At 35.4% G+C, this 14356-nt stretch carries 12 protein-coding genes; all 12 read right to left on the bottom strand.

Features of this window, described 5'->3' with window-relative positions:
• Positions 1-17: 17 nt before the first annotated feature.
• Positions 18-1100 (bottom strand): AI-2E family transporter, encoded by a 1083-nt coding sequence (locus ABEB23_RS06050; RefSeq protein WP_348811549.1) that lies wholly within the window; start codon positions 1098-1100, stop codon positions 18-20.
• A 132-nt stretch (positions 1101-1232) separates the two neighbouring features.
• Positions 1233-2321: a PAS domain-containing sensor histidine kinase gene (locus tag ABEB23_RS06045; protein WP_348811548.1), complete on the bottom strand. Its 1089-nt coding sequence runs from the start codon at positions 2319-2321 to the stop codon at positions 1233-1235.
• Between the two features lie 350 nt (positions 2322-2671).
• A complete protein-coding gene (gene kdsA, locus ABEB23_RS06040) occupies positions 2672-3490 on the bottom strand; it encodes a 3-deoxy-8-phosphooctulonate synthase (protein WP_348811547.1) in 819 nt (272 codons plus the stop codon).
• 238 nt (positions 3491-3728) lie between these two features.
• Positions 3729-5006: a beta-helix domain-containing protein gene (locus tag ABEB23_RS06035; RefSeq protein WP_348811546.1), complete on the bottom strand. Its 1278-nt coding sequence runs from the start codon at positions 5004-5006 to the stop codon at positions 3729-3731.
• Between the two features lie 378 nt (positions 5007-5384).
• Positions 5385-5951, bottom strand: coding sequence for a YceI family protein (locus ABEB23_RS06030; RefSeq protein ID WP_348811545.1), 567 nt, complete (start codon positions 5949-5951; stop codon positions 5385-5387).
• 49 nt (positions 5952-6000) lie between these two features.
• Positions 6001-6633: an NAD(P)H-dependent oxidoreductase gene (locus ABEB23_RS06025; RefSeq protein WP_348811543.1), complete on the bottom strand. Its 633-nt coding sequence runs from the start codon at positions 6631-6633 to the stop codon at positions 6001-6003.
• Positions 6634-6646: 13 nt separating this feature from the next.
• Positions 6647-7102 (bottom strand): MarR family winged helix-turn-helix transcriptional regulator, encoded by a 456-nt coding sequence (locus ABEB23_RS06020; protein ID WP_348811542.1) that lies wholly within the window; start codon positions 7100-7102, stop codon positions 6647-6649.
• 228 nt (positions 7103-7330) lie between these two features.
• Entirely contained in the window at positions 7331-7516 is a 186-nt protein-coding gene (locus tag ABEB23_RS06015; RefSeq protein WP_348811541.1) for a YgaP family membrane protein, read from the bottom strand.
• Between the two features lie 16 nt (positions 7517-7532).
• Positions 7533-7838: a hypothetical protein gene (locus tag ABEB23_RS06010; protein WP_348811540.1), complete on the bottom strand. Its 306-nt coding sequence runs from the start codon at positions 7836-7838 to the stop codon at positions 7533-7535.
• Positions 7839-7857: 19 nt separating this feature from the next.
• On the bottom strand, positions 7858-11082 hold the full coding sequence (locus tag ABEB23_RS06005; RefSeq protein ID WP_348811539.1) for an efflux RND transporter permease subunit: 3225 nt from the start codon (positions 11080-11082) through the stop codon (positions 7858-7860).
• Between the two features lie 252 nt (positions 11083-11334).
• On the bottom strand, positions 11335-12423 hold the full coding sequence (locus ABEB23_RS06000; protein WP_348811538.1) for an efflux RND transporter periplasmic adaptor subunit: 1089 nt from the start codon (positions 12421-12423) through the stop codon (positions 11335-11337).
• A gap of 55 nt (positions 12424-12478) precedes the next feature.
• Entirely contained in the window at positions 12479-13792 is a 1314-nt protein-coding gene (locus tag ABEB23_RS05995) for a TolC family protein (RefSeq protein WP_348811537.1), read from the bottom strand.
• Positions 13793-14356 lie beyond the last annotated feature (564 nt).

Below are 14356 nucleotides of genomic sequence, written 5' to 3'. Positions count from 1 at the left end.
GTTTTTCAAAGGCAAAGCTATTTTTTGGTCTTGTTATGACTGCCATCTCCCAATAATACAGATAGTGTTTTTAGACTCTCGGTTCGGTCCGCAATCAATTTCACGATACTGATAAAAGGTATAAATAAAATCATTCCTGCCGCTCCCCAAATAATACCGCCCGAAGTGATCATTATAATAATGACAAGTGTGTTGATTTTTAAACGGGTACCTACTGCAAAAGGAAATATCACATAGGCTTCTAAAGCCTGGACGAAGGAAAAAACCGAAATCACTCCCAGCGGATACCAAATAGAGTTAAATGTTATCCAGGAAACAGCTATGGGTAAAAGGGAGGAGATCATTATGCCTATGTAAGGAATAAAAGTTAGTATAGAGGCCATGAAGCCAAAAAGTATAGGATGAGGCACGCCAATGATTGCCAATCCGATACTATTTAATATGCCCACAATTAAATAGACTAATAACATCCCCTTCACAAAGTCATAATAAGCATGAATAGTTTCTATCAAAATTTCGTGAATGGTTTCTTTTTTATCAGCGGGAAAAATCTCGTATAAGGCATTGGCCAATAATCTGCGATGGTACAATATAAGTGCAGAAAAAACGGGAATGATTAAAAGGAAAAAAAAGTATTCAGAAAAGGAATAAGCTGTGTTTCTTAATAGGGAAATAGCTTGCGAACCCGAGTTATCGATGGCGTGGTTCAGGAATTCTAATTGTTTTTCGCTACTTACCCCAAATTGCTCGGTGATAAATACGCTGAGTTGATTAGCGGTTTCGATCAGCTTTATTTTGAAAGGTTCCCACTCATTTACAAAGGCTATAATTTGTGTAAATAGTAAATAGAGGATGGTTGCCATTAACAGGGATAGCGTAAAAAGAGTAATGGCAATAGTAATACTTTGACTCAATCCTTTTTTTTCCATCCATTTACAAACAGGATAAAGTATAAAACTGATGAGTAATGAAAAACTAAGCGGAATAAAAAGCGTTTTGCCAAAATAAAGAATCACGAAAATAAAGATCGTGAACTGTAGAATCTCAAGCGCAGAAAAGGAGCTATTTGAGTCGGATGAAACATTTTTTTTTGGTGTCATAAGAGCTATGAATTGGAAACAATACTATTTTTTAATGTCTTTATTCTTTTCTTAATAAACAATGACTTCCAAACAAAATTCATTTGCAGTAAGGAATCCACTAAATCAGTTATCGTAGTTAAAATTCAATTTTTATTGCTTAAAGGATATAATGAATTTTGCTCCTTCGTTTATGCCGCTTTCAAGGGCAATCGTTCCCCCTAAACTGGTTATATGATTGTGAACCAAATAGAGGCCAATTCCTTTACTGTCAATATGATTGTTGAACTTTTGATGCAGTCCGAAAATTTTATCTTTTACAACTTCCATATCAAAGCCAACTCCTGCATCAGAAAAAATCAATTGCGTAATTCCATTGACTTTTTTGGTAGCAATGGAAATGACCGGTTGCGAATACGGCTTGGCATATTTAATGGAATTGGTGATAAGATTCAAGAACACACTTTCCAGATATACTTTATTAAATTTGACGGTTTCTGCTTCCGAAAAGTCAGTAGTAAGGATAGTTTTTGAATTTTGTATCAAAGAACTAATAGAACGCATGACAATATCTAAGGATTCATTCAAGTTTAAAACTTCAATTTTTGAATTCTCAGTTTCAGTTTGTGTGATACTGTCTATTGATTCATCCAGAGTTTGTTTTAAACTTTCGCTGGTTGCTCTCAGCATATCTATTAATTCCAGTGTATCCTCATCATTGATTTTGGAAGTATCCAAAAGGCTAAAGATGGTTAGGAGGTTACTTACTGGAGATCTTAAATCATGAGAGTTGGTGTAGGTTAATTTTTTGAGGTCTTTATTGTTTTTTGTCAGATTGGTAAGAAGTAAATTGCGCTCTTCTTCCTGTTTTTTTTTATGCGTGATATTTTTGGCTATAGCAAATACTAGTTGGTCGCTTTCGACGGGCATAGAGGTCCAGGATAGCCAAACGGTTTCTCCACTTTTAGTTACATATCTGTTTTCGAAATTTAAAAGCGGATTGTTCTGTATTAGATTATCCCGATGTTTAGCAGTTCTGTCCTGATCTTCGGGATGTATAAACTCATAGATAGGTCTTGATAATAATTCTTCAACAGTATAGCCCAATAACTTAGAAACAGCAGGATTGATTCTTTTTAAATAGCCATCAAATCCGGCAATGCAAAATAAATCCGCAGACAATTCGAAAAAATGTTCGAATTTATAGTCGTTACCTAAATTATGATTGGAATTTTGTGTCATTTTCTGTGCTGAAAAATTAGCATTGCTTTGTTTATGCCTATTTAGACTTCAAAGCTAAACTTGTTTTCTGCACTAAATTAGGAATAAATAACCAAAAATGGGGCTTTACTGCCAACAAATTGTTCAAACAGGTTGTGATAGAAGGTCTTTTTTTTGCTAAAGCGCTAAACAAAAAAAGCCGTCATAAAAATAACGGCTTTGATATTTATATTAGCTAAGCAATTAGATTCTTAAAATTCGACCCATTGCAAGAATGGTCTGAAAAATAAAAAAATCTTGTGAGACAGTGTCTTCCAAATGAGTTGTGATTCGACTATCCCACAAATAGTGCTATTATGCCTATTATGTTTTTAAAATGCGTTTATTGTTTTTCTGATCGCTACTAGCTTAGTCATCAACGGTTCAAAGTAATCTAAATGCAACATATTGGCTCCATCACTTTTGGCATTAGCGGGGTCAAAATGGGTTTCAATGAAAATCCCGTCAACACCAACAGCAATTCCTGCTTTAGCGATAGTTTCAATCATATCTGGTCTTCCTCCGGTTACACCAACGGTTTGGTTAGGCTGTTGTAAAGAGTGTGTTACATCCAAAACAGTAGTGGCATAGTGTTGCATAGTAGGGATTCCTCTAAAATCAACAATCATGTCTTGGTATCCAAACATGGTTCCACGATCCGTAATCATCACGTTTTGATTGTTACAATCCAATACTTTTTGCACAGCATGTTTCATACTTTCCGGGCTCATGAATTGCCCTTTTTTCAGGTTCACTACTTTACCGGTATTGGCAGCTGCCACCACTAAATCAGTTTGACGAACCAGAAATGCAGGAATTTGTAATACATCAACATATTCCGCAGCCATGGCAGCATCTTCATTGGTATGAATATCAGTTACCGTTGGAACACCAAAAGTTTCGGATACTTTACGAAGAATTTTTAAAGCTTTTTCGTCACCAATTCCGGAGAAACTGTCAATTCTGGAGCGATTGGCTTTCTTGAAAGAACCTTTGAATACGTATGGGATTTCCAGTTTATCGGTAATACCAACTAATTTTTCAGCGATTCTCATAGCCATCTCTTCGCCTTCGATAGCGCAAGGTCCTGCCAACAGAAAGAAGTTACCACTTTCAGTATGTTTTATTTGTGGGATATTTTGTATGTTCATAATAGGAATTTTTGAAGGCGCAAAGATAGTTAGGAATTGGGAATTTCAATTTATGAATTATAAATATTTTATGATTAAATCGGATACTTTAAACAAAAAAGAAAACTCCAACGATTATAAAAAGGTTGGAGTGTATTATAATTATTTTTTTATTATTCAGGACTTTGAATTAATTCTGACAAAGCATTATTCTGCTTTCTCTAGAATTGTAAACTACCTTTCTTAGGTAATCAAGCAATTAATTTCCGATGGCTAATGCCTGATAGGCTTTCATTCTGAAGTCCAGACTTTTTTTAGGATTTGGCTCTAAAAATAATTCTGCATTGCCTATTTTAGAGTATTCTAAGGAAAAAGATTCATTACTGTACCAATTTTTTATTTCCTGGTCATATGTTGCTATTTCGCTTTGAATACCGCCGGCACAGTTATTAACGAGTACATTCTGGAAATTTACTTTTGCCAAATTAGCTGAAACATTACCAATTTTGCCTTCTAATAAAGCGCAAAGTTTAAATCCTGAAACGACACTGTTAGTCAGACTAAAGTAACTTTTTTCCTTAACATAAATAGCCTCGCGAACTAAGCCTTGATTGTTTTCTTCTAAATTGGCCAAAGCCATATTAGTGGCTGTGATTTTGGTCAGCTTTTTTGTTAAGTCAGCATTTTCAATTTTGTCGTACGAATCTATTTCAAAGCATCTTGAACCGGAAATATCTGAAGAAAAAGGATAACGGATAGCAATACTGTTACTGATATTGCTTTGTGCACCTTGAGTAAAATCAAAATCATCATCAGTTGCTCTGAAGGAAATGATATTGTCAAAATTTACTTCTCCTCCATAACACTCATAGGAATCGTCATTGGAGTAACTGATTTGAATAAAATTAAACTTAGTTTTTCGACCAACACCTGCTAATGACAGACCGTTTAGTTCTTTCAAAGCATTTAATTTTCTTCCTGAGAATTCAATACGAACATATTTTAATATTCCGGAATCGCTGTCTTGATTTTTTCCGCCATAGTGGCTAACCATTGGATCCAGATTAAAGTCCAGAAATGCTTCTCCTCCAATTTTATTTATAGGAGCTTCGCCAAGGATGATGATGCCTCCCCAGTCTCCTGGTTTTCTATCCGAAACTTCTCTATTCGAAGTAAAAACGATTGGTGCAGTTTCTAGACCTTCAGCCATAATTTTGGAACCTTTAGTTATAACGAGTGTACCACATGTTTCTACATCTCCTCGTATAACAGTCCCCGGTTCTATAGTTAAAACTGCATTATTGGTTATGTATACCACTCCAACTAATGTGTACGTGTTTCTTTTATACAGTGTAAGATTGCTATTGATAACCCCGGTTAATAAGTTAGTTGATTCGGGATATTCGGCAGTTGTAGGTTTGAAGTTTGTCCAATTCTTTAACCAATTGGCTTCACCAACGATTCCTTTTTGTTGTTGGGCGCTTACTGTTATTCCATTTATTAAACAGATGATTGCAATAAGTACTGTTTTTTTCATAATTGAATTTTTTATTTTTGTGTTTTGATTTGATAAAATAAACGAGGAACTTTTTGTTTGTAGCTGTCCAATCAGTAGTGATTATTTAAGCAAGTATTTTCGTTATTTTATTTTTCAAAAGTACATGGCGTGTATTAAGTGAATAATTAATGAATATTAAGTATTCGTTACTATAAGGTTAAGTATGTAAAATTTAACACATAGTAAAAGCCATTAAATCAATTATTGAAATGCAATGATTGCGATATTGTTCTTACTTTTATAAAATCTGGATAAAAAAAAAGCCCTTGATAAACAAGAGCTTGGGGAGTTTTTAGACTAAAAGAACAAAGCCCAACAAGAATTTGCTGGGCTTTGCTTAATTAGTTTTGAATGAAATTAGAATTTTAGAGCTACTGTTAATTCAAATTCATCAGAGATTGCTTTGTCACCTAAGTTGTCAAAGAAACTACCAGAACCATATTTAATATCGTATTTAGTTCTGTCAACTTTTAATGCTGTTGTAGCTGTATTTCCTGTTATAGCGATATCAAATGTAACTGGATTTGTTTTTCCTTTTATTGTTAAATCTCCTGTTACCGTATAAACACCTTTTCCTTTAGCAGCAATTTTTTTGAAAACTAATGTAGATGTTGGGTATTTTTCAGTTCCAAAGAAATCATCAGATTTCAAGTGACCGTTTAATTTTCCTTGGTATTCACCAGTAAGGTCAGTTGCTGTTAATGAAGGCATGTCAACTGTGAAAGTTCCACCAGCTAATTTTTTTCCTTTGAAAACTAAAGCACCATCTTTAAAATTAACTGTTCCACTGTGTTGTCCAGTTACTTTTTTTCCTAACCAGTTGATAGTACTTTTTGAAGCATCCACTTTTTTAGTTTGTGCTGTTACAGATAAAGTAGATAAAACTACTACTAATGCCAAGGCAATTGTTTTTAAATTTTTCATTTGTTTGAATTTGATTTAGATTAATATTTAATTTTGAATTAGTAAATTTTTATAATGTTATAAATAAGTCCTCGTGTGATTTTCTAACTTTTTTGTTATGCTGTGTTGCATCTTCTTCGTGTCTGTATCCCAAAGTGGCGATTAATGAAGCATTCAGTCCTAGTTTATCTAATCCTAAAATTTCGTTCACTTGAGCAGGTACAAAACCTTCCATTGGAGTAGCATCGATTTTTAATTCAGCAGCTGCATTTAGTAAGTTACCCAGAGCCAAGTAAGTTTGTTTTGATGTCCAGATATTTTTTGCTTCCGATGGAAGTGTTGAAATTTTAGATTTCATAAAGTCACCATAACCTGATAAAGCTTCAATCGGGGTGTTTCTTGTTTCGCTAATATTTTTCAAAAAACTGTCAATAGTATCGTCTCCTATGCTAGTTTCATTGGCAAAAATAATTAGGTGTGAAGCATCGACAATTTGCGTTTGTCCCCAAGCTGCAGGCTGAATTTTGGCTCTTAATTCTGAATTTTCTACGATGATTACTTTATAAGGTTGTAGACCGTAAGAAGAAGAACTTAATCGAATAGCTTCTTTTAATATATTAAGATCTGTATCGGAGATTTTTTTGCTGGTATCAAATTTCTTTGTTGCATATCTCCAGTTTTGATGTTCTATGAATGTACTCATTTTGTTTTATTATTTATTGATTTCTGTATTTTTCTAATAATTGGTTTAATTGAATTATTTCGTCAGGATCTAAGTTTTTTGAAAAAGATTCTTCATGGGCAGTTATTTTTGGATCCAATTCTTTCAAAACATCTAATCCTTTCTGGGTAATCAAGACTTCTATTTTTCTTCTGTTTTCCGGGCAAACTTTCCGAGTCACTAATTCTTTCATTAATAATTTATCAACCAATCGGGTAGTGTTGCTCGTTTTGGCTAACATGCGTTCCTGTATCATGCACATATTGGCAGGATTGCCTTTTTGACCTCTTAATATTCGTAAGACATTATATTGCTCACCAGAGATGTCGTAAGGTTTTAATATTTCATTAAAATTATCTCCCACAACATTTTGAGTATACAAAATATTCAGAATAATTTTTTTTGAATCATCCATCGGCACTGTTGATTTTATAATTTCTTCAATTTTCATATTTGTGTATATGTAATTTGTTGGTACAAATGTAACACTTTTTTTATTTGTATATACAAATGTTAGTTATTTTTTTGTTAAAGTATTTTTTATGGGTAATGAAGGGGTGGAATCTAATTATTGTTAATGTGTTTTAAATCAATAGTTTGTGTTGTGTTTTAGGTAGTGAATTTGTATAAAAAAAGCCGAAACATTTGCTTCGGCTTTTTTATTCTTTAAGAGCGATACTTAATCTTTTACCCCAAATTTAGTCAGGATGTCTTCCAGCAAACACCATTTGGTAATGGAGGATTGCAATAAATTGGCGCCCACAAAAGTGGTGAACCACAACCAGTTTTGGTTGACATACATGGCCAAAAGTAAACTGATTAGTATGAAACTACCGGCAACAGCCCTTATAATTCTATTTTTCATATTTTTTTATTTTTAATTAATTTGATTTTTCGATACATAAAACGGCGACATGGATATGAGAGATCGTTTCTTGCTTTGCATTAAAACCATCAACCAATTCAAAAAGGAAATCTACCTTTTCATCATTTACAAAAGCATAAAAGAGAACCGATTCGTTTTCATTCATATCGGTAGCAAACCAATTTTTCTCGATTGCATCTTCTGAACTGTCCTTGTATCCCGTCACATCTTTATAGGAGAATGATTTAACATCTGATTTTTTAAGAATTTGCTTGATGTCTTTTTCAAATTCTTTTACAGCTACAATAATTAGTAATTTCATGTTTTTCAGATTTTATCTTTTATAGTTCTTTTTCTTCTTCAGATGCAACAGTTGTGGTTTCCCATTTTTTTCTTTCTGTGATGTAATAAATCAAAGGCACGACAAGCAAGGTCAATACGGTGGAAACAATCGCTCCGGCTACCAATGAAATAGCTAATCCCTGAAAAATTGGATCAAACAAGATAATAGATGCTCCAATAACTACAGCACCGGTTGTCAATAGGATAGGAGTGGTTCGCACGGCTCCGGCTTCAATAATGGCTTGTTTCAGTGGCACGCCATCGTTTAATCGGATTTCGATAAAGTCAATCAGCAAGACCGAGTTTCGCACCATTACACCAGCCAAAGCAATCATTCCGATAAATGAGGTCGCTGTAAAATAAGCGTTCAATAACCAGTGTCCCAGCACAATCCCGATTAATGAAAGCGGAATAGCCAACATCATCACAATTGGTGTTTTGAAATTTTGGAACCAACCGACAATCAACATATAAATGATTACAATAACCACCATGAACGCTACTCCTAAATCACGGAACACTTCCAGCGTAATCTGCCATTCTCCATCCCATTTTACGGTGAAATCACTTTCATCCGTTGGTTGTTCCATGTATAATTCATTGACTTTGTATCCTGCTGGCAGTTTCATCTTAGCCAATTTTTCATTCATTCCCAAAATCGCGTACACCGGACTTTCTAACGCTCCAGCCATATCAGCGGTTACATAAACCACACGTTTCTGGTCTTTTCTGTAAATGGTTTTTTGTAAAGTATCATTTTTAACTTTTACCAAATCACTCACCGGAATCATATTCCCCTGACTTCCTTTAATTTTTAGGTTTTGAATGTCCTGCAAACTCGTTTTGTCTTTGTCGTCAAGCGAAAGCACAATCCCTACATTATCATTGGAGTTTTCATCATACAAATTAGAAACCGGATATTCTTTCAATAAATAAGTCAAATTCCCAACTACCTGTTGTGGTGCAATACCATTCAACATCGCTTTTTCTTTATCTACTTCTAGTTTGTATTCAGTCTGATTGTCTTCAACCATCCAGTCGATATCCACAATATCCGAAGTGTTTTGCAGAATCGTTTTCACCTGATCGGCTACTTTTATCTGTTCTTTATAATCAGGGCCATAAATTTCGGCAACCAAAGTCGATAGAACAGGAGGTCCTGGAGGTACTTCAATCAATTTTACATTCGCACCATATTTTTTGGCAATCTTCTGAATTTCAGGACGCATCGCTTTAGCAATATCATGACTTTGTAAATCACGTTCTTCTTTATGCAATAAATTCACCTGAATATCAGCCATATTACTACCACCACGCAAATCGTAATGACGTACTAAACCGTTAAAAGTAATTGGAGCCGATGTTCCAATATAATTTTGATAATTAACCACTTCCGGTTTGGTCGATAAATACTGGGCAATTTCTCTGGTAATCGCTGATGTACGTTCTAATGTTGTTCCTTCTGGCATGTCAATCACCACCTGAAACTCGTTTTTGTTATCAAAAGGCAGCATTTTTACCACCACCGATTTGGTGAAGAACATCAACACAGATCCAAATAATAATACCACCGTAACCGCAAGCAGCACTCTTCTTTTCATACTGCTTTCTAAGAAAGGACGTTCCAGTTTGTTGTATATTTTGTAAATAATACTGGTTTCCATTCCTTCGGCTTCTTTATGTGCCTGCTCGTCTTTTTCCTGAAGCAAATGATACCCCAAATAAGGTGTAACGGTCAAAGCCACAAATAAGGACAATAACATCGCAATCGAAGCGCCAATTGGCATCGGACTCATATAAGGTCCCATCATTCCGGATACAAAAGCCATTGGTAAAATAGCCGCGATAACGGTAAACGTTGCTAAAATCGTTGGATTCCCTACTTCATTGATCGCATAAATAGCCGCTTGTTTAAAGGGCAGTCGCTTCATCTTGAAATGACGGTGCATGTTTTCGGCAATAATAATACTGTCGTCGACCACAATTCCGACCACAAAAACCAAGGCAAAAAGCGTAATTCTATTAAGTGTGTAACCCAGTAAATAATAAGCAAAAAGCGTTAAGGCAAACGTTAATGGTACCGAAAAGAATACCACCAATCCACCGCGCCATCCCATAGCCAATATTACTAAAACCGTAACGGCAATAATTGCAATTCCCAAGTGTAATAACAATTCACCTACTTTATGTGAAGCGGTTTCTCCATAATTTCGAGTTACTTCAACATGAACATCATCCGGAATTAAATTGGTTTTCAAATGTTCGATCTTAGCCAGAATCTTATCCGAAATTTTCATCGCATCAGCTCCTTTTACTTTACCAACAGAAATGGTAACGGCAGGATATTCTGATTTCGCAGTTTTGAATTTTTCATTGGCTTTACCATAACCAAAAGACACATAACTTCTGGCCGTAGATGGACCATCTTTTACCGTTGCCACTTGTTTCAAATAAACGGGCATGTTTTTGTTCACACCCACGACCAAGTTTTCTACATCATCCGCATTCGATAAAAATTGACCGGTTGTAACCAGATATTCCTGATCGTTTTGTACAAAACTTCCCGATTGTGAACTACCGTTATTGGCTTGGATCATTTGCATGATGCCCAAGGCATCTACACCATTTTCGGCCATTTTATCTTTATCCAAAATCACTTTCAGTTCGCGATTGCTGCCACCAATTTCTTTGGTAATCGCTACATCTTTCACTTTTTCAATTTCAGATGTCACCTCTTCTGCAATTTGACGCAACTGATAATCATCTTGTTTTTCGCTCCAAAGCGTGATACCCAACATAGGAACATCATCAATAGAACGGGTTTTAACCATCGGTTTGTAAACACCCTGCGGAAACATATCTGCATGTTTTGCCAATTCGTCATACAATTTTACATAGGAACGCTCCACATCCTGACCAACATAAAACTGTACAATTAGCATCGCCTGGCCATTCATTGCCATAGTATGCACGTGTTCAACCCCTTTGATATTCGAAATAATTTTCTCCAATGGTTTCGCCACACGACTTTCCACTTCCGTAGGACTCGCTCCCGGATAACCAACCATAACATCGGCCATAGGAACATTAATTTGTGGTTCTTCCTCCCTTGGGATAAGAAACGAGCTGTACACACCAATGATCATCAAAGCCACCATCAATAAAATGGTTAGTTTCGAATTGATGAAAAAATGGGCTATTTTACCTGAAATTCCTTCTTGCATTTTCTTTTATTTATTTGGGCGTGACCCTTCCGAAAAGGTCGGGTCGGGCTATCCGTTACAATCTTTTTCTTGTTCTCGGTACTTCCGCAAAAAAGCGGAAACTCGAACTGACGAAAAAGGATTTTCACTGCTATCCCTCACGCGGAATTAACATTATTTCTTTGAACACGATTTAGTTTACTCAAAACTGTTTACTAAAATTTAAAGCCAGCTTTCTAAGACTGAAAACTGCGACTGAAAACTGAAAACTGATTACTGAATACTAACCGTTGCTCCGTTATATAATTTCCCTTCTGATGAAATAATATATTGCTCGTTAGCCGATAAACCAGATAATACTTCTACTTGGGTACCAAATGTTTTTCCGGTGCGCAACCATCTTAAGATCGCTACATTTCCAGTTCCTATCGTGTAAATTCCTGTTAGTTGTCCTTGTTTTACCAAAGCACTTTCCGGAACTAAAATTCGGTCAGTAGTAGTGGCTCCGGTTTTGTTTGCAATAGGGAATTGTACGTTTACAAACATTCCTGACAAGACAGAGCTATCGGTTTTATCTAAATTAATTTTTACTAAATATTGTCCTCCTGTATTTTTAGCAGATAAACTTACTTCGTTTACTTTTCCGCCCAAGGTAGCGTTAGACGATTTCACTAAAACTTTTACCGGCATTCCTTTTTTGATCGAAGAGATATCATTTTCAGAAACCATGGCCGTAACCTGTAATCTTGATTCCCCTTCAACGCTCACTAGAGGCATTCCCGGGTTTGCCATATCACCTTCTTTTACGAAAGTGTTGGTAACCACTCCCGAAAATGGAGCTGTAATGTTCGAGTAAGAGAATTGCGCCATGACTTCATTTCGCATTTGTTTCGCGCCTTCCAATCCTGCTTTTGCCATTTCGTAACGAGCGGTCATATCATCGAGTTCTTTTTGTGAAGCACTTTGTTGTTTGAATAAATTCACAAAACGATCGTAATCTTTTTTGGCATTGTTATAAGCCGCAGTTGCCTGAAGAATACTGGCATCCACTTGTGCTTTTTTAGCTTGTAAATCGGTGTTATTGATGCTGACCAACAATTGTCCGGCACCAACTTTTTGCCCTACCTGAACATGGACCTTGGTAACATAGCCCATCATTCTGGTACTAAGATTGGCACTGTTTTCGGCTTCAATTTTCCCGCTTGCAGTTACAAACGGATTGTTGTCGTCCGATGAAATTCCGCCTACTTTCACCGGAATGGCCGGTTCTTTAGTGATAACTTCTTTCTTGTCTCCGTTACAGGATGTTAGTAATAAAAAAAGAGAAGCTATGATTGTTGTTTTAAAAAAAAGGTTCTTCATTATAGTATTTTTAAAATTGAAATTGATTTTTGATATTGTCATTGCAATTGACTTTTTATTTCGTTAAAAATTGTAAATATTCTTGGGTAAAGTTGTATTCAAAAACAGCTTGCAGAAATTCTAATTCCTTTTGTGACATTTGTGTTTCCGCCTGCAATAAATCAGTTGTTTTTTCTAATCCTTGTTTGAAACGGTTGCTACGGATTCTGTAGGCTTCCTGTGATTGTTCTAAAGCTAATTTGGCAAGATTCACCTTGTTTTCGGCATCTTTCAACTGACGATTGGCTTTATTCAAATCCAATTGGCTTTGCGCTTTGTATTGTTGGTTTTCAATTTCTGATTTTTGGAAATCCGCTTTTGCTTTTTCCATTTTTCCGATGGATTTGTAACCATCAAAAAGATCCCATGACAATTTTGCCCCTACAAGGTAACCCTGAGCACCCATTCCAAATAAAGTATCATCATACAATTCATAACTTCCAAAAGCATTCAATCTTGGCAAGAAATTCATTTTGCTCGATTGCAACATTTTTCCATACGCCTCAGATGATTTATCCATTGCCTGAATATCTTTTCTGTTCGGAGAAAGCATGGTGTTGATACTTTCGATTACGATCGTATTTTCCAGTTCTTCCAATGGCTTGTATACTTTGTTGGCCGTGTCTTCATTTAAAAGGAAAGCCAGGTAATCAGATGCGTTTTGTACATTGCTCTTGGCATATTGCAATTGATTTTTGATTTCATTTACACGTACTTGTACCGACAGCAAATCAGTTTTTTGAAGAATTCCCTGTTTGAAATAGTTTTCTATCAATCTCAAATTAGCATCAGCGGTTTCGTTCGCTTTTTCTAAAACTTTTACTGCTTGGTATCCCAATTGCAATTGCATAAAGGCTTTGTTTACTTCCAGTTCCAAATACTCTTTGGTTCTTTCAGTTTGCAATTGAAAAGCATCCATTTTCGCTCTGGCGGCCTGTCTGCCATATAGACCATCAATATTGATTAAAGGCTGTAAAACTTCAATTTTGGTAGCAAAATTTTGTGTGGCAGCCGGGTCATTCAACAAAGCCGGATTGAAATCAGAAGCTGTTAAAATTTCCTGATTCAATTTGGATCCAAAAGCCATTAAAGGATTTGTGGTTGAAATCGCTGTGTGGGAGGCAGAAATATTTGGTAAGAAAAGCGAATTGGATTGTCTGTAATCGGCTTGTGCCGACATGAAATCCTGATTGGCCATTTTGATTTGAAGGTTTTTATCTGAAGCCTTCATCCAAATATCCTTTTTAGATATAGTTAAGGTATCCTGACTAAATCCTAACACAGAAAAGGAAAGGGTTCCTAAGAGCAGTAATAAATTTATTTTCTTCATAATTGTTTTTTCTCTAATTGATGATGCAAAGATAGATTTGACAAAATGCGTAGTCAGTAACAAATGTCACAGTTGCTGTATAAAATGAAAAAGCACCTCTAAATTGCTCCAGAAATGCTTCTTCGTAAACTACCATCAATGGGATTGATGTGGCTGTGTTCCAGTGCCTCCGTGTCCTCTGGCAAGGATTTTTAATATTTAATAGATGGACGGCAATTCCTGCTCCCGATAGTACAATTGTAGGTGTTTATTTTTTTTTATTTAAATATCTAAAAATCAATTAATTGTATGATTGTAAGATGTGGTAATCGCTACAGGAATATCTTTTTTAAAGCTTTTTTAGGTTTCCTTTTTAAAACGTTGGAGATAGCACTTTTTTATTTATAATGTTTAGTTTTAGTGTTTTGCAATAAAAATGAATCAAAACAGAATTTTATTTGTAATTTTAAGACACTGTTTCAGTTGACTCTTTAAAATAAAATCAAGAATTGTTTTATTTTGTTTTAGAAACTGAGAGGCCCCAAACCTACAGCTAAATCATTAACCTAATTAAGTAAAAAGTAA

The sequence above is a fragment of the Flavobacterium maritimum genome (assembly GCF_040049085.1).
GTDB classification, from domain to species: domain Bacteria; phylum Bacteroidota; class Bacteroidia; order Flavobacteriales; family Flavobacteriaceae; genus Flavobacterium; species Flavobacterium maritimum.
This window is presented reverse-complemented; position numbering and strand designations above follow the sequence as displayed.